We start from the raw sequence: 18599 nt of genomic DNA, 5'->3' as shown, positions 1-18599 counted from the left end.
CTCAGGGCCGGTGCAGCAGCCCTCGTTCCATCGCCACCACCACCGCCCGCGTACGGTCGTTGACGTCGAGCTTGGCGAACAGCCGCAGCAGATGCGTCTTCACGGTGGCCTCGGCGATGACGAGGCGGCGGCCGATCTCGGCGTTGGTCAGCCCGTCCGCGACCGCGTTCAGGACGTCCGCCTCACGGGCCGTGAGCGGGATCTGGGCGGGCTGACGCATCCGGGCGACGAGGCGTTCGGCGACCCGGGGCGCGAGCACCGTCTCGCCGCGCGCCGCCGCGTGGATGGCGTCGGCCAGCTGCTCACGGGTGGTGTCCTTGAGGAGGTAGCCGATGGCCCCGGCCTCCACCGCGCGCTCGATCTCCGCGTCCGTGTCGTACGTCGTCAGGATCAGCACCCGGGTGCGGGGGAAACGCGTCACGATCTCGGCCGTGGTCGCCACCCCGTCCAGTACGGGCATCCGCAGGTCGACCAGGGCGACATCCGGCGCGTGGCGCTCGACGAGGGCGAGAGCCGCGCGGCCGTCGCCCGCCTCGCCGACGATCTCGATCCCGGACTCGGAGGCGAGCAGGGCCACCACCCCGGCGCGCATGACGGTGTGGTCGTCGACCACGATGACGCGCAGCGGTCCGTCGGTCATGCGCGGGCCTCTCTCGCTTCGGCCGTCAGGGGGAGCAGCGCCAGCACCCGCGTCCCGTCCCCCAGCGAACTCGTCACCGTCAGCCTCCCGCCCAGCTCCGCCAGCCGCTTGCGCATGCCGTCCAGGCCGAAGCCCGACGACTCCGCCACCACGAACCCGGTCCCGTCATCGGTGATCTCGAGCTCCACACCGTCCGGCTGCCGGGCCAGGACCACGCCGACCGTGGAGGCCCGGGCGTGCTTGCGTACGTTGGCCAGCGACTCCTGGGTGCAGCGCAGCAGCGCGATCCGGGTCTGCTGGTCGCACTCCAGGTCCGCCAGCTCGGCGTCGACGGTGAGGCCGGTGTCCTCCGCGAAACGGTCCAGGGTGCGGCGCAGGGTCTGCGCCACCGACCCCGCCGTCGCCTGGCCGGGCCGCTGCGGTGAGCCGACCAGCTCCCGCGCCTCCGCGAGGTTCTCCCGGGCGGTGGACTCGATCGACCGCAACTGCTGCGCGCTGCGGTCCGGTTCGGAGCCCAGCCCGGCCCGGGCCGCCTCGGCGAGCACGATGATCGAGGCGAAGCCCTGGGCGAGGGTGTCGTGGATCTCCCGAGCCAGCCGCTCCCGCTCGTCCGCCGCGCCCTGCCGCTGATGCGCCTCGGACAACCGGGCCTGGGTCTCCTCCAGTTCGGTGATGAGCCGGGCCCGCTCGGCGCTCTGCCCGACCACCGAGTGCGCCCACAGCCCGATCAGCACCCCCACGCCGACCACGAGCACCGTGGAGACGAGCGTCTCGGTGAAGAACTCCACCGTCCAGCCGTCCTGCCGCAGCACGCTCGCGACCAGGGTCGCGGCCGTGGCCAGCCCCAGGAACAGCACCGAGGCCCTCGGCGTCCGCCCGAACAGCCAGTAGTGCGGCAGCGTCACCATGAACAGCCCCGCGTAGTTGCCCCGCAGATACGCCAGCCCGCCCAGCGCGACCACCAGCACCGACAGATACACGTGCGGCCGTATGACGGGGTTGGCCGGGAAGCGGTAGAGGACCGCGTAGGACACCACCACCCCGCCCAGCAGGGCCAGTGCGACGTACTTGCTCCCGTCGGGCCGGTCGATCGCGGCCAGCCCGACGGCCATCAAGGCGAACAGCAGCCAGCACACCGCGTTCCAGCGGCGCAGCGACGTGGTCCAGAAGGCGTCGGCGGTGCTCGCGGTTTCGGCGGCTTCGGCGGTGGAGCCGGCGGATACGGTCATGCCGATCAACGTACGTCGACTCCCGGACGGCTGACTGGCCTTTTCTCCGGTACGGCGAGCGCCCGCCGCACCGCCCGCGAGGGCCACCAACTGGCCTCGCCCAGCAGCAGCATCGCCGCAGGCAGGACCATCACCCGGACCACGAACGCGTCGATCAGCACGGCCGCCGCCAGGACGAAGCCGATCTGCTTCATCTCGATGATGTGGAGGAAGACGAAACTGGCGAACACCGTCGTCATCACCACCGCCGCACTGGTCACCACGCTCGCCGAGGACCGGATCCCGTCCAGCACCGCCTGCCGCGTGGACACGCCCGCGAGCGCGGCCTCCCGGATCCGGCTGACCACGAACACCTGGTAGTCCATCGACAGTCCGAAGAGGATCACGAACAGGAACAGCGGCACCCGCGACCCGATCGACCCGGTGGAGTCGAAGTCCAGCAGGCCCTCCGCCCACGTCCCCTGGAAGACCAGCACCAGCAGCCCGAGCGCCGCCGCGGCGGACAGCAGGTTCAGGACGACGCCGAGCAGTCCGAGCACGACCGAGCGGAAGGCGTACACGGTCATCGCGAACGTCACCAGCAGCAACGCGACCAGCACCAGGGGCAGTTTGCCGTTCTGGTGGGCGGGATAGTCGGCGTACCGGGCGACATCGCCGCTCACGCCGTACTCGGCGCCGCTGATCCGGCCCACGGTCACGGGCAGGAAGTCGTCCCGGAGCCGGTCGAGGGAGTCGTAGGCCTCGTCGGAGTTGCCGAGATACGGCACCTTCAGTTCGAGGGTGCTGGTGCGGTCGTCGGACGAGGTCCGGATCCGCGACGCCCCGGTGAACAGCCGGTCGTCCGCCGCCCGGCCGGCCGCTTCCTTCAGCGCGGCGACGACCTCCGCCGACCGCGAGGCATCCGCACGCACGACCACCTGATGGGTCACCCGCTGCTCCGGGAACGCCTCGTTGAGCCGGTCGTACACCCGCATCGCCGGGATGTCGCGGGAGTGGGTGTCCCGGCTCATCTCGGTGATCTTCAGCCCGGCCAGCGGGACGACCAGGGCGAGCAGGGCGAGGACCGAGACGCACAGGGTGGCCAGGGGATGCCGGGCGGCGGGCCGCAGCAGGGCACTCCACACCCGGCCGCCGCCCCGCTCACCCCGCACCCGGCGTACGGGCCTGCCGCGCTCGGCCCGCCGCCGCGCCCGGCGTTCCGCCCGCTGCCCGAGCTTGACGAGCAGCGCGGGCAGGGCCGTCAGCGAACTCGCCACCGCCACCAGGACGACCACGATCGTGCCGGTCGCGAGGGAGGAGAAGATCACGTCGGAGGCGAGATACAGGGTCGCCGTCGAGGCGACCACCGCCATGCCGGAGACCACGACCGCCCGGCCCGAGGTCGCGGCGGCCAGCTCCACCAGTGCCTCGGAGGACAGCCGCCCGCCGGAGCGGGCCCGTTCCTCCCGCTCGCGCTTGAGGTAGAACAGCGTGTAGTCGACGCCGACCGCGAGGCCGATCATCAGGATGACGTTCGTGCCGACCCCGGCGTCGGGCGACACATGCGAGACGACCATCGAGAGGCCGACCGCCGCCGCGATCGACGACAGCGCCAGCAGCAACGGCACCCCGGCCATGGTCACCGACCCGAACACGACCAGCAGCGTGAGCAGGGTGACGGGCAGGGTGATCGCCTCGGACAGCGCCAGATCGTCACTGCGCTGCTGGTCGACCCCCTTGCTGACGGACGGACTCCCGGTCTCCTCCAGCAGCAGCCCTGCGTAGCCCTTCTGCACCGCCGAGGTCTGCGCCACGAGCGCGTCGACCTTGTCCTTGGCGTCCCGCTCCTCGCCCTTCAGCGCCACCTCGACCATCAGAATTCGGCGGTCCTCGGACAGCAACGGGTCGGCCACGCCCGCCACTTCCGGCAGCCGCCGCATCCGCTCGGTGAGATCCTTCGCCGCGGCCCGGGCGGCGCCCTGGTCCAGAGCACCGCCCGAACGGGAGGAGATCAGCACCTGCTCGGCGGACCTGCGCTCCAGATGCGCCTCGGCGGCGAGGGCCTCGGCCCGCCCGGCCTCGCCGACCCGGTAGTCCGCCGTCTTCGCACTGTTCGTACCGACGGCACTGCCGACCCCCAGACACAGCACCACGAACACCAGCCACCCGACGATCGCCCGCCAGGGGTGCCGCGCACTCCAGCGCGCCACACGCACAGTCAATGAGTTCATGCCCAAAAGGGTTGCTGAGCAGGGCAGTTGCCGGACAGAGGCACTCGGTTGAACCTGCCGTCCACCGGTCGGTGGACCCGGGCCCTGGGGAAAACCCCCGGCCCTTCAGCCTCAGCCGGGCTTCAGCACGACCGCCTGCCCGCCCGCCGGAGCCATCGCCACGTCGAGGGTGTCGGCCCGGGTCACGGTCCGGGTCCCGACCACCACCGGGGTCTGGTACGGGTTCGCGCCCGGGGTGCCGTCGGCGTAGACCGTCGCCGTGTACGTACCGCGCCCGAGGAAGGACAGCGGGAGGGCGAGCGTCCTGGACGACTCGTCGGTCATGGCGCCGAGGTACCAGGTGGAGCCACTGCGGCGGGCTACGGCGACGTACTCGCCGATCGAGCCGGCCAGGGTCCGGCTCTCGTCCCAGGTCGTGGGAACGGCGTTGAACCAGGGCAGCCCGGGCCAGTTCGCCGGGTTGCCGTACTTGGACGGCTTGTCGTACCAGAAGAGGAAGTTGAGCGGCTGGTAGTAGACGGCGGCCATGGCCATCTGGTGGGCGTTGGTCGTCTTGTCGCGGGACTGGCCGTAGCAGATCGTGTAGTCCATCGGGCCGCCGATGTTGCGGGCGAACGGCAGCGTCACATTGTGCGTGGCGGTCGGGAACTGCTCATTGCCGCGCACGCCCTCCAGGCTGATCCAGTTCGGGCAGGTCCGCTCGTAGCCGAACGGCCGGACGTCGTCGTGCATGTCGATCAGCAACTCGTGCTTGGCCGCCGTCTTCGCCCAGTCGATGATCTGGCCGGTCATCGACCGGGTGCCGTCGTTGATGAACCCGAGCTTGATGCCCCGCACGCCCCAGCCCTTGTAGAGACCGAAGAGCGAGTCCGCGTCGGTCAGCGCCAGCCGGTTGACGTAGAGGAAGACACCGATGCCCTGGCTCGTGGCGTACGAGATGACCGACGGCAGGTCGATCGCGGCGATCGGGCCGGTCGCGTCGGGTGTGGTGAACTCCGGGCCGTACCAGCCGGCGTCGTACTCGATGTACTCCAGCCCCCGGGCCACTGCGAAGTCGACGCCCGCCAGTCCGGCCGCGGTGGTGAGCTCGCAGCGGAAGACCTTTCCGGGCTTGATCCAGGAGGGGGCGGGGAGGGTGTTCGGCGGGGCCAGGTTCAGCACCAGCTCGGCGTTGTCGACGAGTTCGGCGTGGGTGGCGCCGATGACGACGGCCCGCCATGGGGTGGCGAACGGGGTGGTGACGGTGGAGGCCGTCTCCACGGGTCCGGTGCCCCGGGCGGTGTGCTCCATGAGGAAGGCGGCGAGGGTGTTCGGCTCGCCGGCGACCGAACCGAGCATCAGGCGGGGGTAGTCGACGCGCGCGGACTCACAGACGCAGGCGATGAGGCCGCCGGGGAGGGTGGCGGCCAGGGGGAGGTCGGTGAGCGGGCCGTTGTCCGTGGTGGCGGTGCCGGTGACGGGTATGGAGCCCGGGGCCACCGGCTCGTAGGCGTTCTCGTCGCGGGCGCTGTAGACGGTGGTGCCGTCCGGGAAGACGAAGGTGGTCAGTTCGTCGGTGATGGTGGCGGCGCCGTGGTCGAGGAGGAGGTAGCGCAGGGCGACGCCGGTCCGGTAGGCACGGACCTCGACGGCGAAGCGGATGCCCGTGCCCTTGTCCTTCAAGTCCCAGCGCTGCTCCTGGTAGTGGTCGGTGACGGTCGCGTTGCGTCCGTAGACCGGGGTCCAGGTGGAGCGGTGGGTGCGGTGCCGCTGTCCGGTCACCCGGACAGCGTTGCCGAGGACGGTGCCGTCGGCGAGCCGGATACCGAGGGCCGAGGCGCCGATCACCGTGCGGCCGTCGCGCCGGGCGGACCAGCTGAGTGTCCCGTGGGTGACGGACAGCGTGACGGAGGTGCCGCCCCTGCGGGCGGTCACGCTCTCTGGGCGGTCCGGTCGGCTGTCGGCGGCGTACGCGGGGCGCGTGGTGACGATCCCCGCCGCGGCCAGCCCGGCACCGGCGGCCGCGCCCTTGAGCACGTCCCGGCGGGCCCGTTCTCCCGAAGCTCTCATCGTGAGGGACCTTTCCCTTGCGGTAATAGGGTAGTAACCGTTTTCTGTGAGGGGCGAGAGCAGTTGTACGCGCCGCCGCGAAGGCGGGTCAAGAGGCCGGAGCCACCGGGAGACGCGAACACCCCGGGTGCCCGGGCCTGGTGCGGCCCGGGCACCCGGGGTGCCGTCGTGCATGGTCGTGCGGGGTCGGTCAGCGCAGGGCGCCGAGGCGGTCGAGCCGCTCGTTGACGCCGTTGCGGAGTTCGCCGAGGGTCGTGCCGGGAGGCGCCACCTTCGGTGTGGAGGACGGTGGCTGGGTCTCGTCCGCGCAGGTCGTGCCGCGCGCCGGGACCTTCAGGTCCACCAGGTAGCTCGTGACGGCGTCCGTCGCGCACGCGCTGCGCCCGAAGGCGGTGTGCCCCTCGGCCTTGAAGGTGAGCAGCCGGCCGTTGTCCAGCTCCCGGGACAGGGCCACCGCGTCCTGGTACGGGGTGTCCGGGTCGCCGGTGTTGCCGACGACCAGGATCGGGGCGGAGCCCTTCGCGCGGAAGGAACCGTCGTAGCGGCTGACCTGTTCGCCCTTCCACTGGGCACAGGCGGTGGCGTGCTGGTGGTCGTAGAGCGGCGGTCCGTAGGCGAGGGCCGGGCCGAGCAGCGGCGCGGCCTTGGCGAAGCCGGTCACCTTCCGCTTCAGCAGGGCCGTATCGCGCGGGTAGGCCTTGTCGGTGCACTCGACGACGACGTTCGGGTTGAGGAAGTCGTAGCTGGCCGCGGACGGCGGCCGGAGCAGGAACGAGGTGTTGTCGCGCTGCTGGGCCTTGCGCAGGGCCTCGCCTAGGGAGGGCCAGATGACCTTGCCCTCGTTGATGTTGAACAGGATGCGGTAGACGAGGGTGTAGCCGTTGGCCTGCCCGCCGTTCGTGGTCGGTACGGGGCTGGCGTCGAGGTCGGCCTTGAGCTTCTCGAACGCGGCCCGGGGGTCGCCGTCGCCGAACCCACAGGTCTCCTGGTCCGCCTCGCACCAGTCGAGGAAGCGGCTCATCGCGCCGTCCAGGGCCAGGTACTGGGGCCGGTCGTAGGCGTACGGCTGGTTCGCGTAGTGCTCGGGGTTGTAGGCGCCGTCGAGCGCGAGGGCACGCACCCGGTCGGGGAACAGGGCGGCGTAGACGGTGCCTATGTAGGAGCCGAACGACCTGCCGTAGTACGTCAGTTGCTCCTCACCGAGGGCCTGACGCAGCAGGTCGATGTCCCGGGCGACGTACTCGGTGCCGACGTACGGCAGCAGGTCGCCGGCGTTGTCCTGGCAGGCCTGGTCGAACTCGGCGGCCTGGCGCACGGCGGGCTCGTAGGCGTCCGGGCCGGGGGCGCCCTTCGCCGCGGTGATGGCCCGGGTGTACGTCGGGTCGTCCCAGCACTGGACCTGCGAACTGCGCCCGACGCCGCGTACGTCGTACCCGAAGACGTCGAAGGAGTCGCGCAGGGCGGCCGGCAGCTCGGCGTAGTTCCCGCGCACGAAGTCCACGCCGGAGTTGCCGGGCCCGCCGGGCTGGAGGAAGAGCGTGCCCTTCTTCTCGGCCTGGTCCGTGGCCTTCTTGCGGATGACCGCCAGGGTGATCGTCTTGCCCTGCGGGTCGCGGTAGTCCAGCGGCACGTCGGCGTTCGCGCACTCGAAGCCGTCCTGGCAGTCGGACCAGGCGAGGGACGGCACGGCCGGCTGCTTGCCGGTCTCGTCCGGCTGGGCCGCCATCACCTGGGCGGCGGTTCCGGCGACGGCGAAGGAGACGGCTGCGGCGAGGGCGATCTTCAGGCGCGGGAGGCGTCTGCGTGCGCGGGTGCCGGTGCCGTGATCTCGTGTGGTCACTGTTTCCCCTCGGGGGCGAGTGGTTTCGTTGAAGTTTCTAGCTCACTCGGGAGGGGAAGGGGAGCGGGAGCGGGCTCAGAGTTCCTCTTATGGGGGCCTTGTCACGGAATCTCTCCCATACCCACCGGTAGTTGCGACGCCGTTCACCTGAACTCCGGCCCTCACAGGCCGAAGAGCTTCGCCCCGTTGTCGTGGCACACGGCCCGCAGCCACTCCTCCCCGAGGCCCAGCCGCTCCAGTGCGTGGAGCTGGTGCGCGTACGGATAGGGAATGTTGGGGAAGTCGGAGCCGAGCAGAATGCGGTCGCCGAGCGCGGTCAGCCGGGGCAGGGCGCGGCGGGGGAACGGCATGAACCCCTCGCTGAAGTCGGTGAACGCCATCGTGGTGTCCAGCCGGACCTCCTCGTACCGCTCGGCGAGGTCGAGGAACTCCTCGTACTCGGGCATCCCCATGTGCGCGACGATCAGCCGCAGCCGGGGGTGGTCGGCCAGCACCCGGGCGATCGGCCCCGGCCCGGTGTGCTCGCCGGGCGCGGGCCCGGACCCGCAGTGGATCACCACGGGGATCCCGGCCTCGGCGAGCACTCCCCACGCCGGCCGCAGCAGTTCGTCGGCCGGGTCGTACGCCCCCACCTGCACATGCGCCTTGAACACCCGCGCCCCCGCCTCCACGGCCTCCCGGACATACGCCTCGACCCCCGGCTCCGGGAAGAGCGTCGCGGTGTGCAGACAGTCGGGCGTACGCCGCGCGAAGTCCACCGCCCAGCCGTTCAGCCAGGGGGCCATGCCGGGCTTGTGCGGATAGAGCATCGCGGTGAAGGCCCGCACGCCGAACTCCCTCAAGATCCGCGCCCGTTCGGCCTCCTCCTCCCGATAGGTGATCGGCCACTCCATTCCCCCGGTGAGCGGCCCCATCCCGTCGAAGTACTCCCAGACCTTGTGCAGCACCCGCTCGGGCATGAAGTGCGTATGCACGTCGACGAGGCCGGGGAGCCCGAGCCGGCCCCAGAAACGGCGGACCTCATCGCGCTCGAGGGGCTCGTGGGGCGCGTCACCGTGATCGTCCATGGTGCCCACGATCGGGGCGGGTGGGGTGGCGGGGCCAGGGCTTTGCGCGGGGGGTCCGTGAGGGATCCGTCACCCGGGGGTCGCGCTCGGCCCTTGTCTGCTGGTGGAGCCGGCTGTTCGACCGCCACTTCTCTGTTCCGGCACGCGTGCCGGACCGAGGCGAGGGCACGCCAGTGCCCTAATCGCGTTGACCGCCCCCGGCAGGCAGTGCTGGAGTCGGCACGTGGACAGCATCCCCGCCAACCGGCGGTTCTGGAACCGGATCAGCAGCGCCTACCAGCACGAGCACGACCCGCAAATCGGCGCCACACCCCGGCTGTGGGGCATGTACTCCATCCCCGACGCGCACCTGCACGCCCTGGGCGACGTCACCGGCAAGCGTGTCCTCGAACTCGGCTGCGGCGCCGGCCAGTGGTCCAGGGCGCTCGCCGCCGAGGGCGCCACCGTGGTCGGGCTCGACCTGTCCGAAGCCCAGCTCGCCGCGGCAGCTCGCGCGATGGGAGCGGCCTGCTACCCGCTGGTGCAAGGCGCCGCCGAACACCTCCCGTTCGCCGCCGACAGCTTCGACCTGGTGTTCTGTGATCACGGCGGGCTCAGCTGGGCGCCCCCGCACCTGGCCGTGCCGCAGGCCGCACGCATCCTGCGCCGCGGTGGACGCTTGGTGTTCAACGTCGCCAGCCCATGGTTCGAAGCCTGCTACGACGAAGCCGGCAGCCGCGTGACCACGACGCTGCAGCAGGACTACTTCGGGCTGGACACCATCGCCGAAGGCCAGGGTGCGACCAGCTATCAGCTCACCTACGGCGACTGGGTCAGGGTCCTGCGCGGCGCGGGTCTCGTCATCGACGACCTCATCGAGCCGCGGCCCGAACTCGGAACAGCCAACGGCTACAACGAAACCGACCCGCCTGACTGGGCACACCGCTGGCCGGCGGAACTGCTCTGGGTAACCCACAAACCGTGAGTTCCGCCGCGCCGGCGGACCCCGCGGCGCCGGCCGTCACCCAAGCGCTCATGGGATACGGCTCGCCCCGGAGCGCTCCAGGGCGATCCCGGCCGTTGTCACCGATAGCCGTGATGAGCAGGATGACGGGCATGGCGGTGTCCCCGGCAACACGGCAGCTCTGCGACGCATCAGGCCTTGGTCCGGCTGAGCGGAGGCCGGGTCGACAGGCTTCGTTCGTGGCTCGCCGAGGTCGAGCAAAGACCGGAGACCGTCTTGTGGTTCGGCGAGCCGCCCTCTGACGTCTCTCCGGAGACTCATGCCTTCGGGGTGGAGTTCATGAACGGCTTCATGGACAAGAGTGGAGCTGCATTCGGGGCGGCCCTCCCGCAAGAGGGCGTCCCGGGAGACCTTGCTGCGGGGGTCTTACGGGCACGGTGAGGCGTTGGCGAGGGCGCTGAGCACACTCGATCGGCACGGCTCGGGCAAGCTCGGCTGGGTGGATCCATACGGCGACACGCTGTTCAACGAGCAGGAAGCTCAAGTCGCCCGTCAGGAAGTCACCGCCCTGACGCAGCGGTGTACTGACGAGCAGCAGATGGCGGCTTTGCTGGACCTTGCCGAGCTTCTTGAAGCGTGTGCCGCGACGCGGGGCAGCTTTCTGTGGTTCATGGGCGACCAGCCGGACTTGACCATTGCTCTGTGGCGGGTCGGGGGTGAGCTGACGGACGCGGTGTGGTGGAGCAGCCGGCGGGCGAGGTCGTTTTCTCAGACGCGGCCTAGGCCGCCGTACTGCCCCGATCGTCGCTTGCCGGCATCCGCAGGGTGTGGTCACCGAAGTCGGCAACCAGGTCCAACCTGCCGCCGAGCGCCTCTACGTAGCGTGCGATGACATCAAGAGTGGCGCCCTCTCCGTGCTCGATCTGGGACACGCGGGCGACGCTCACCCCCATGCGGGCAGCCACGTCCTTCTGAGCCAACCCGTACTGCTTGCGCGCCTCGGCGAGTTGGTACCCCCGGGCTTCCGCCAGCAGCCGGCGCGAACCGGCTTTCACTTCGCCGGGATCCACACCCGCCGAGTAAAGCTCCTGCTCCAGGCTCTCCCAGTCCTGCGGGGTCTTCTTGGGCATGTGTACTCCTCAGTCCTCCGTGTCGCCGGTGTAGTCGCGATAGAGCTGTTCGGCCAAGGGGATGTCGTGGCGGTACCAGCGATCCCAGTTTCCCGCCTTGTCGCCGCCCAGGAGCAGCAGGGCCGAACGACTCGGATCAAAGGCGAAGACGATACGGATCTCGGACCGACCCCCCGAACCCGGCCTCAGTTCCTTGAGGTGATGCAGGTCCGACCCTTTCAGCCGGTCGACGAGGGGACGTCCCAGAGTGGGGCCCGCCTCACGCAGCGCTGCGACTGCCTGGGCGACCTGGGAGGCAGAGCCGAGATCCTCCTTGATCAGCCGCCTGAACCAGCCTGCGTACTCGGTGACTTTGATTGCCCAGCTCAAGACGACTCCCCTCGACTCCAGCATCTGCAGTTTAAGGAATCCCTTAAACTGCGGCAAGCGGAGCCCTGACTCATGTGGACGATCCCGGCGTGCAGACGTGGCCGCGCTGTCTGCCGATCATCCCGCCGCTCACAAAGGACCCTCACTCCCCGGACCCCCTATACACCGCCCCCACCCGCTCCCGAAACGGCCGCCGCCCCACTGCCTCCGCCACCTCCCCCAGCAACACCCCAAGCGGCATGGACAACTCCGCGTCCAGTCCCGCCATCGCCGTGGCCTCCCACTCCGCCTCGATCCGTGGGAGCAAGGCGTGGGCCTTCGGGGGGCAGATCGATCAGGCGGCAGTATCGGCGGCATCAGGCATGCGCCTCATTGTCGCCACGGTCGACGCCCGGTGGGGTGATCCCGATGGCTGCAAGGTTCCGCGCCTCCTGACTGGCCGGATCGAAGGGCTTCGCCGCGGTGAGGACGACCCGAGCGTTCTCGGGGGTGATCACCGTGACGTCGCGGGTGTTCCAGGGAGTGTCCCGTGGACCGTCGACCGAGTCCGGGCGCAGCGCACGGCAGGCCTCGACGAGTGAATCGACCTGGCCGAGCACGCACGCGAAACTGACGCTCATCGCCGGTGCCTCCTCCGGAACGCTCGCCGCCGAGACGAGGAGTACGTCCTGGAACGCCCACCGGCGCAGATGCACCAGCCTGCCGGGGATGCCGAACAGCTCGAAGAACCCGAGCCCACGAGTCCAGAAGTCCACCGACGCCGCCAGATCGCCGGTGGGGATCGTCACGAACGCGGGCATCCCGTAGATGCCGCGGAACAGCTCCGGCGCAACCGCGTCCGGCCCGGGATCGGGCACGGGACTCATCTCGAACGCGTCGTAGTAGTCGCTCATGCGCACCACCCTGCGGCCTCACGCGACGTGAGGGTCAAGCCGGACGAAATCCAGTGGAGCGGCGCCGCTGTGTGCCCTTACCGTGCTGCCGACCCAGGTCCCCTGAGCAAGGACGTGCCGTTGTACACCGTGTGAGACCTCCCGAGAGCTGATCTGTCGCGCGTCGCGCACATGCGCCGCGCTGCTTCTTGCTGCGGACTTCTCACTGGAACCGGTGCATTTCTGTGCTCGAAAACTGGGTGGTCATACCCACCTGCCTGCCGCTCGTCCAACGCCGTTGCCCCACATGCGCGTCCCAACGCTTCCGGGCGAACGGCAAGTTCCGCGTCAACGCCCACCACAAGCTGCTCGACGCCTGGCTCCTCGTGCTCTGCACCGCTTGCGGGGAAACGGCGAAGCTCACGGTCCTGGAGCGGATGAACGTGCGCTCCGTACGACCTGAGCTGCTGGACCGGCTGCACGCCAACGACACCAGTCTGGCAGCCGAGTTGCTCCAGGACCCGGTGGTGCGGCGCCGCAATCGCATCGCCCTCGACTGGGACGACGCCTGGCGTCTCGACACCGGCGGATGGGATCACCTGGACCGCGAGGTGATCGACGTATCGGTCCGCTTCGCGGCGCGGATCCCGGTCCGGCCGGTGCGACTGATCGCTGAAGGCTGCGGTCTTTCCCGGGCCGAGGTCGAGAGGCTGATCGGGGAGGGGAAGCTCGTTTCGGCGGTCCGGCTGGGCGGCAAGCTCTCCGGCGACTTCACCTTCACGCTCAAGCGCTGAGCCGTCTCCGTGTCAGTCGATGCGGGCGCACAGGTCGTCCGTAGTCCCCCGGACGAGATGGAATGCCTTGTATCCGGTGGCGCTGATGTCCATCGTGTAGACGCCGTCGACGATGTACAGGCCGCGCGGCAGGGTGCCCTGGTCCTCCCCTGTGCCGACCAGCACCGGGCCGTGCACGGCCCAGAGTTGTGAGCCGTCGGGCCGGTACTCGACGACGGCCGAGCCGCTCGCGTCGGCGTCGTAGGCGGCGCCCGTCGCGGTGTTCGTGACGCGGATGACCAGGTCTCCCTTGTAGGCGACCCGGCGCTCGGAACCGTCGGGGTGGGTGCTCAGGACGCGCCGCACCACCTCGTCCACGACGGGCTCGCCGTGCACGGGGAAGTCGCAGCGCACGCCGGCGGCGACTTCCCACGGCGTGGAGGGTGCCGGTTCCCAGCCGCCTCCGGTGGCGGTCGTCGCCGCCGTCGCGGGCTGCGTCCCGAGGAGCGCGGCAAGTGTGAGCGTCGCGAGGGCGGTTCGTCGCATGGTTCTCCCTGGTCGGAGGGGTGGAAGGAGGGCTCGCCGCAAGGGCGTGCGCCAGTCTGTCCCCGGCCTCTGACCAAAGCCTCACCATCCTCGGCGTGGACACGGGCACTCCTTCCGCGTCCTGGGCGACACTGGTCGAGTGATTGTCGAACGTGCGTACGCCCACCTCTCCTCGTACGACGAGGACGCCTGGCCCTGGTCGGTGCCCTGCGTCCGACAGCTGCTCGACGAGGGGCTGCGCTTCACCGCACCGGTGACCTTCCTGGTCGGTGAGAACGGCTCGGGGAAGTCGACGCTGGTCGAGGCGCTGGCGGAGGGGTTCGGTCTGGACTCCTACGGCGGCTCCCACGACTGGCGCTACGCCTCCCCGCGCGGCAAGTCGGCGCTCGGCGAGCGGATCAAGTTCGACGCGGCCTCGCGCGGGCGCCGTATGGTCACCAGCTGGTCGGCTCGCAAGGGCTTCTTCCTCCGGGCCGAGACCGCGCTCGACGCGCTCGGCAGGGAGGGCTTCTCGCCGGACTCGGTCAGCCACGGCGAGGGCTTTCTCGCGGCGTTCCGCGGGAAGTTCCTGCACGCCGGGCTCTACGTCCTCGACGAGCCGGAGGCCGCGCTCTCCTTCTCCTCCTGCCTCGAACTCATCGGGCACATCGACCGGTTGGCCAAGGAAGGCGGCCAGGTCATCTGCGCCACGCACTCCCCGCTCCTGACCGCCCTGCCGGGCGCGGACATCGTCGAGGTCGGCGAGCACGGCCTGCGCAGAGTCGCCTGGCAGGAACTCGGCGTCGTGGACCACTGGCGCCGCTATCTGGCCGACCCGCACGCCTATCTGCGGCACATCGTCGAACCGTAGACGACACCACCGGAGCGTCGTGCGGACCAGCCCTTAAGCTGCCCGGTACCCATGGAGTTCCAGCTGCTCGGTCCGTTCGCCGCCCGCCACGAGGGGCGGCCGGTCCTGGTGGGCAGCCGCCGCCAGGAACGGTGTCTGCTGGCGGTTCTGCTGCTGCACGCGGGCCGTGCCGTTGCGACCGGACGCCTCATCGACCTGCTGTGGGACGGCGACCCGCCCGCCTCCGCCCGCGCCACCGTCCACACCTACGTCGGCCGGCTGCGTGCCGCGCTCAGGCCGTACGGGGGGGGCCGTCGAGACCCGGCACGACGGGTACGCCGTAGAGCACGGCCAACACCGTGTCGACGCGGAGGAGTTCACGGCTCTCCTCGCGGAGGCGGCCGCCGCCGGGACCCCCGCCGAGCGGATTCGCCGCTACGACGATGCCCTAGGGCTGTGGCGGGGCGAGCCGCTCGCGGACGTGGCCGACGAGCGGCTGCGGACGCGGCTGGGCGGCATGCTCGCCGAACTGCGGCTGTCCGCCCTGGAACAGCGGGCGGAGGCGCAGCTCGCCGTGGGGCGGCACGACCGGGTCGCGGCGGACCTGACACCCCTGCTCGACGAGCACCCGACGCGTGAACGGCTGGTCGCCGCCCTGATGACCGCCCTGTACCGGGCCGGCCGCCAGGCCGACGCACTCCGGCTCTACGACAGCACCCGCACCCTCCTCGCGACCGAACTCGGCATCGAACCCCACCGTGACCTGCGCACCCTGCACGAACGCATGCTGCGCGGCGACCCCCGGCTGGACCGGCCCCCCGGCCCCGTCTACGCGGTACGGGTCGGCGACCAGTGGCTGCCGTGGAGTACGAGCGGACACCCCGCGCTGGAGTTCTGCAACACCTACGCCGGGTGGGGCGGGGACCCGCTGCCCGGATCGGACTGGCTGTCGGGCTACGCCGCGCTCGCCGTATGGGCCGGGCATCTGGACCTGATCGAGGAGCGGACGGTCGCCCGGCTGCGGGAACAGGCCGTACGCGAACCCGCCGAGGCCGGGGCCGCGCTCGACGAGGCCCGGCGGTTCCGTACGGACCTGTACGCCTGTCTGACCGATCCACAGGACGGCCGGGCCTTCAAGGCGGTGGCCGGGGTGGTGGAGGACGCCGCGCGGCTCTCGGTCTTCACCCGGGGCGAGGACGGCCTGGGACGCTGGCGGCCGTCCCCCTCCGCCGGGCTGCGCCTGCCCCTGTGCGCGGTGGCGCGCAGCGCGGCCGAACTGCTCGCCGACACCCGCCGCTTCACCGTCCGCGCCTGCTCCAGCCCGGACTGCGGCTGGCTGTTCCTCGACGAGAGCGGGCGGCGGAGGTGGTGCAGCCTGGGGACGTGCGGGGCCGCATGCACCCCGAAGGTCCGCTGACAGTCGCCTGCGTCAGACAGCGCGCGCGTTCCCGGTCGGCCGGAACCGGTCCGTAGCCGCCAGCACGGCATCCGTCGTGGCGTCCCCGGACAGCCCGTGTCCCTCCCCGCCGATCAGCACGAGCTCCGCGTCCGGCCACCCCCGCGCCAGCTGCCACGCGATGTCCGGAGGCCCGCTGATGTCCATCCGCCCGTGGACCATCACCCCCGGGATCCCGGCCAGCTTCCCGGCGTCACGCAGCAGGGCCCCGTCCTCCAGGAAGCCCGCGTGCCGCCAGTAGTGCGTGACGAGTCGGGCGAAGCGCATCCTGAAGTGCGGGTCCTCGTACCGGGGATCGGGCTTGTGCCCGGGGTGGGTGGACACGTGCACGTCCTCCCAGCGGCACCACTCCCGCGCGGCCCGCTCCCGTACGGCCGGATCGGGGTCGGCGAGCATCCGGGCGTACGCCTCCACCAGGCTGCCGTCGCGCTCCCCCTCGGGTACGGCGTCCCGGAACCGGGCCCATTCCTCGGGGAAGATCCGCCCCATGTCCCGCGTGACCCACTCGACTTCGCGGCGCGTGGTGTTGGTGACGCTGAACAGGACCAGTTCCGACACTGATCCCGGGTGCTGCTCGGCGTAGGCCAGCGCGAGGGTCACACCCCAGGAACCGCCGAGGACCAGCCACTCCTCGATGCCGAGGTGCCGCCGCAGCCGCTCGGCGTCCGCGATCAGATGCTGTGTCGTGTTGGCGGCGAGCGGGGTCAGCGGATCGGCGGCGTCGGGCGTGCTCCGCCCGCACCCGCGCTGGTCGAGGAGCACGATGCGGTACGCCGTCGGGTCGAAGAGCCGCCGCCAGAACGGCCCCGCGCCGGATCCCGGCCCGCCGTGCAGGACGAGAGCGGGCTTGCCGGTCGGATTCCCGCAGGTCTCCCAGTAGACGCGATTGCCGTCGCCGACGTCGAGCATGCCGTGGTCGTAGGGCTCGATGGGGGGATAGAGCTCGGTCATGCAGGACACACCCTCCCGACATATAACAGCGCTGTTAGATTAACAGGATGAGAGACACCCCGGATCCGGCCGCCGTAGGAACACTGCTCCGCCACGTCCTGGAACTGCTCGACGGCGACGTGTCCAAGATCTACGAGGAACAGGGCCTCACCGAGTACCGGCCCCGCTTCTCCCCGGTCGTACGCGCCCTCCTGGCCGAAGGCCCGCTGTCCGTACGCGACTTGGCGGCCGCGATCGGCGTCACCCACTCGGCCGCGAGCCAGACCGCGGCCCAGATGGCCCGCGCGGACCTCGTCACCCACACCCCCGACCCCCTGGATGCCCGCCGCCGCCTGATCGACCTGACTCCGAAGGCCCGTGCGCTGCTGCCGCGGATCGAGGCGGAGTGGGAGGCCACGGTGGCGGCGATGGCGGAGCTGGACGCGGAGTTGTCCATGCCGCTTGGGGTGTTGCTGGGGGAGGTGGTGGAGGCGGTGGGGAGGCGGTCGTTTCGGGAGCGGGTGGGGGCGGCTTATCGGGGCCCGGGGAGTGAGGGTCCTTCGTGAAGTGGGCTATACGCGGGTGCCGACGGCGATGGTGTCGTTGCCCGCGAGCCGCAGGATCGCCCGGAGGATGATCGGCAGACGGCGGTCGTCGAGGTCCTGCACGGCCGCGATGGTGGTGAGCCCGATGCCCACCATCGACAGGACCAGGCTGAGGAACGCGCGCTGCTGCTCATCCAGGCCCAGCGTGTACTGGCGCCCCGCCAGCCGTTCGAAGCAGGACATGGCGCCGCCGTTGGTGTCGACGATCAGGGCGTACCGTGCGGCGGCGGTGTCCAGGATCGTGCGCTCCTCAGCCAGCGCTTGAACGGCGGCCCGAGCACTCGGCGACTCCGCTGTGCGCACCAGTTGCTCGCACAGTTCCTGGAAGTCATGGGTGGGGGTCACGCCGAGGCCTCCGCGGAGTGTCGATAGCTGCCGAGGTGGGCTGCGGTGAGGCGAGCACGGGCTTGTCGGTACTCCCCGTACAGCCGGTCGCTTTCCGCGCAGGGGGGTTCGGCGTTCGCGCCCGTCTCGTCCGCGGTTCGACAGGTCCGGCAGCTCGCGCAGTGCTCGGCCAGACGCAGGAACGCGGTCTGCTCCGGTGTCCGGCCCGTCGGGCCGGGGGCGCTGAGGATCTCGTAGTGCTCGCACAGGGCGCCCAGGACCCGGGCGAGCCTGCGGGCGTACATCACGCCGCAGCCCGGTGCGGCGCGGCTGAGTTCGGGGGCACGGAGTTTGCCTCGGACCTCCTCGACGCAGGCTGTGGCGCCATGGCGGGCGAGGCTCCCCTCCGGCAGTCGTCCGGCCGCGCGCTCGACCTCGGGCGCGAGCAGCTCGAGGTGGCCGCGTAGTCGGGCGATGAGGGTGTCCAGCTCGCGGGCGGGTGGTGGAAGGGTGTCCGGTCCTGAGTCCGGGCCGAGCACCCGTTGCGCAGTCTCGCGCATGGTCGCGAGGTCTGGTGGGTCTGCTGCCCAGGCTTGCGGGTCCGTAGCGGTCATGGTGTCGACGCTCCTCGCAGGGTCTTGTCGTGCCGACAGACGCTAGAAGCGCGGTGTATGAGACCACTATTGATGTGCATATATGTGCATCCAAGGTCACGCCTTCGGCTGATGGCACTCTGGCGCCCTTGACCGGTGGCCTGGTGGCGGGTCAGCTGTGTTGCACAGTCCTG

At 70.8% G+C, this 18599-nt stretch carries 18 protein-coding genes and 1 pseudogene; 6 read left to right on the top strand and 13 right to left on the bottom strand.

The genetic code is table 11. From position 1 onward, the window contains the following. Window position 1 precedes the first annotated feature (1 nt). The 6 genes from ACFT4A_RS23365 to ACFT4A_RS23340 all read right to left on the bottom strand — a co-directional run bounded on the left by ACFT4A_RS23365 (window position 2) and on the right by ACFT4A_RS23340 (window position 9035). Window positions 2-640 (bottom strand): response regulator, encoded by a 639-nt coding sequence (locus ACFT4A_RS23365; RefSeq protein WP_382833019.1) that lies wholly within the window; start codon window positions 638-640, stop codon window positions 2-4. Then, window positions 637-1869: a sensor histidine kinase gene (locus ACFT4A_RS23360; protein WP_382833017.1), complete on the bottom strand. Its 1233-nt coding sequence runs from the start codon at window positions 1867-1869 to the stop codon at window positions 637-639. The genes ACFT4A_RS23365 and ACFT4A_RS23360 overlap by 4 nt, the downstream gene beginning before the upstream one ends. 5 nt (window positions 1870-1874) lie before the next feature. Continuing rightward, window positions 1875-4079, bottom strand: coding sequence for an MMPL family transporter (locus ACFT4A_RS23355; RefSeq protein ID WP_382833015.1), 2205 nt, complete (start codon window positions 4077-4079; stop codon window positions 1875-1877). Window positions 4080-4190: 111 nt separating this feature from the next. Continuing rightward, complete coding sequence (locus tag ACFT4A_RS23350; RefSeq protein ID WP_382833013.1) at window positions 4191-6128, bottom strand: glycoside hydrolase family 97 catalytic domain-containing protein; 1938 nt, start codon at window positions 6126-6128, stop codon at window positions 4191-4193. A gap of 190 nt (window positions 6129-6318) precedes the next feature. Beyond that, window positions 6319-7854 (bottom strand): alpha/beta hydrolase, encoded by a 1536-nt coding sequence (locus tag ACFT4A_RS23345; RefSeq protein WP_382833159.1) that lies wholly within the window; start codon window positions 7852-7854, stop codon window positions 6319-6321. A 275-nt stretch (window positions 7855-8129) separates the two neighbouring features. Further along, complete coding sequence (locus ACFT4A_RS23340; RefSeq protein WP_382833011.1) at window positions 8130-9035, bottom strand: amidohydrolase family protein; 906 nt, start codon at window positions 9033-9035, stop codon at window positions 8130-8132. A gap of 223 nt (window positions 9036-9258) precedes the next feature. Here ACFT4A_RS23340 and ACFT4A_RS23335 point away from each other — a divergent pair, with 223 nt between their 5' ends. Further along, a complete protein-coding gene (locus ACFT4A_RS23335) occupies window positions 9259-9999 on the top strand; it encodes a class I SAM-dependent methyltransferase (RefSeq protein ID WP_382833009.1) in 741 nt (246 codons plus the stop codon). Window positions 10000-10757: 758 nt separating this feature from the next. Here ACFT4A_RS23335 and ACFT4A_RS23330 read toward each other — a convergent pair. The 3 genes from ACFT4A_RS23330 to ACFT4A_RS23320 all read right to left on the bottom strand — a co-directional run bounded on the left by ACFT4A_RS23330 (window position 10758) and on the right by ACFT4A_RS23320 (window position 12370). Continuing rightward, window positions 10758-11108 carry a helix-turn-helix domain-containing protein gene (locus ACFT4A_RS23330; RefSeq protein WP_382833007.1) on the bottom strand — a complete coding sequence of 117 codons (351 nt, stop codon included), beginning with the start codon at window positions 11106-11108 and terminating at the stop codon, window positions 10758-10760. 9 nt (window positions 11109-11117) lie between these two features. Beyond that, window positions 11118-11501, bottom strand: a complete 384-nt coding sequence (locus ACFT4A_RS23325) for a type II toxin-antitoxin system RelE/ParE family toxin (protein ID WP_382833005.1) — start codon at window positions 11499-11501, stop codon at window positions 11118-11120. Window positions 11502-11833: 332 nt separating this feature from the next. Continuing rightward, window positions 11834-12370, bottom strand: a complete 537-nt coding sequence (locus ACFT4A_RS23320) for a VOC family protein (protein ID WP_382833003.1) — start codon at window positions 12368-12370, stop codon at window positions 11834-11836. Window positions 12371-12594: 224 nt separating this feature from the next. On the opposite strand from ACFT4A_RS23320, the gene ACFT4A_RS23315 reads away from it, so the two are divergent. Next, the gene (locus tag ACFT4A_RS23315; protein ID WP_382833001.1) at window positions 12595-13143 is read left to right on the top strand and encodes a DUF1062 domain-containing protein; all 549 of its coding nucleotides are present in this window, start codon (window positions 12595-12597) and stop codon (window positions 13141-13143) included. 12 nt (window positions 13144-13155) lie between these two features. On the opposite strand, the gene ACFT4A_RS23310 is transcribed toward ACFT4A_RS23315, so the two are convergent. Then, the gene (locus tag ACFT4A_RS23310; RefSeq protein WP_382832999.1) at window positions 13156-13668 is read right to left on the bottom strand and encodes a hypothetical protein; all 513 of its coding nucleotides are present in this window, start codon (window positions 13666-13668) and stop codon (window positions 13156-13158) included. Window positions 13669-13807: 139 nt separating this feature from the next. On the opposite strand from ACFT4A_RS23310, the gene ACFT4A_RS23305 reads away from it, so the two are divergent. From ACFT4A_RS23305 to ACFT4A_RS23295, 3 genes and pseudogenes are all read left to right on the top strand, one after another. Beyond that, window positions 13808-14518, top strand: a complete 711-nt coding sequence (locus ACFT4A_RS23305; RefSeq protein WP_382832997.1) for an AAA family ATPase — start codon at window positions 13808-13810, stop codon at window positions 14516-14518. Between the two features lie 51 nt (window positions 14519-14569). Continuing rightward, a pseudogene (locus tag ACFT4A_RS23300) lies at window positions 14570-14740 on the top strand (SARP family transcriptional regulator); the annotation flags it as partial. A gap of 40 nt (window positions 14741-14780) precedes the next feature. After that, window positions 14781-15914: a BTAD domain-containing putative transcriptional regulator gene (locus tag ACFT4A_RS23295; RefSeq protein WP_382832995.1), complete on the top strand. Its 1134-nt coding sequence runs from the start codon at window positions 14781-14783 to the stop codon at window positions 15912-15914. Window positions 15915-15926: 12 nt separating this feature from the next. Here the strand turns inward: ACFT4A_RS23295 and pip are convergent, their stop codons facing one another. Beyond that, window positions 15927-16904: a prolyl aminopeptidase gene (gene pip / locus ACFT4A_RS23290; protein ID WP_382832994.1), complete on the bottom strand. Its 978-nt coding sequence runs from the start codon at window positions 16902-16904 to the stop codon at window positions 15927-15929. A gap of 47 nt (window positions 16905-16951) precedes the next feature. On the opposite strand from pip, the gene ACFT4A_RS23285 reads away from it, so the two are divergent. Further along, window positions 16952-17449, top strand: a complete 498-nt coding sequence (locus tag ACFT4A_RS23285) for a MarR family winged helix-turn-helix transcriptional regulator (RefSeq protein ID WP_382832992.1) — start codon at window positions 16952-16954, stop codon at window positions 17447-17449. 6 nt (window positions 17450-17455) lie between these two features. Here ACFT4A_RS23285 and ACFT4A_RS23280 read toward each other — a convergent pair whose 3' ends face one another. Further along, window positions 17456-17833, bottom strand: a complete 378-nt coding sequence (locus ACFT4A_RS23280; RefSeq protein WP_382832990.1) for a hypothetical protein — start codon at window positions 17831-17833, stop codon at window positions 17456-17458. Next, window positions 17830-18372, bottom strand: coding sequence for a DUF6415 family natural product biosynthesis protein (locus ACFT4A_RS23275; RefSeq protein WP_382832988.1), 543 nt, complete (start codon window positions 18370-18372; stop codon window positions 17830-17832). The genes ACFT4A_RS23280 and ACFT4A_RS23275 overlap by 4 nt, the downstream gene beginning before the upstream one ends. Between the last annotated feature and the right edge of the window lie 227 nt (window positions 18373-18599).

The organism is Streptomyces sp. NPDC057099 (genome assembly GCF_042671245.1).
Taxonomy (GTDB): domain Bacteria; phylum Actinomycetota; class Actinomycetes; order Streptomycetales; family Streptomycetaceae; genus Streptomyces; species Streptomyces purpurascens.
The sequence above is the reverse complement of the archived record's forward strand: the minus strand, read 5'-3'. Positions and strand labels throughout refer to the sequence as shown.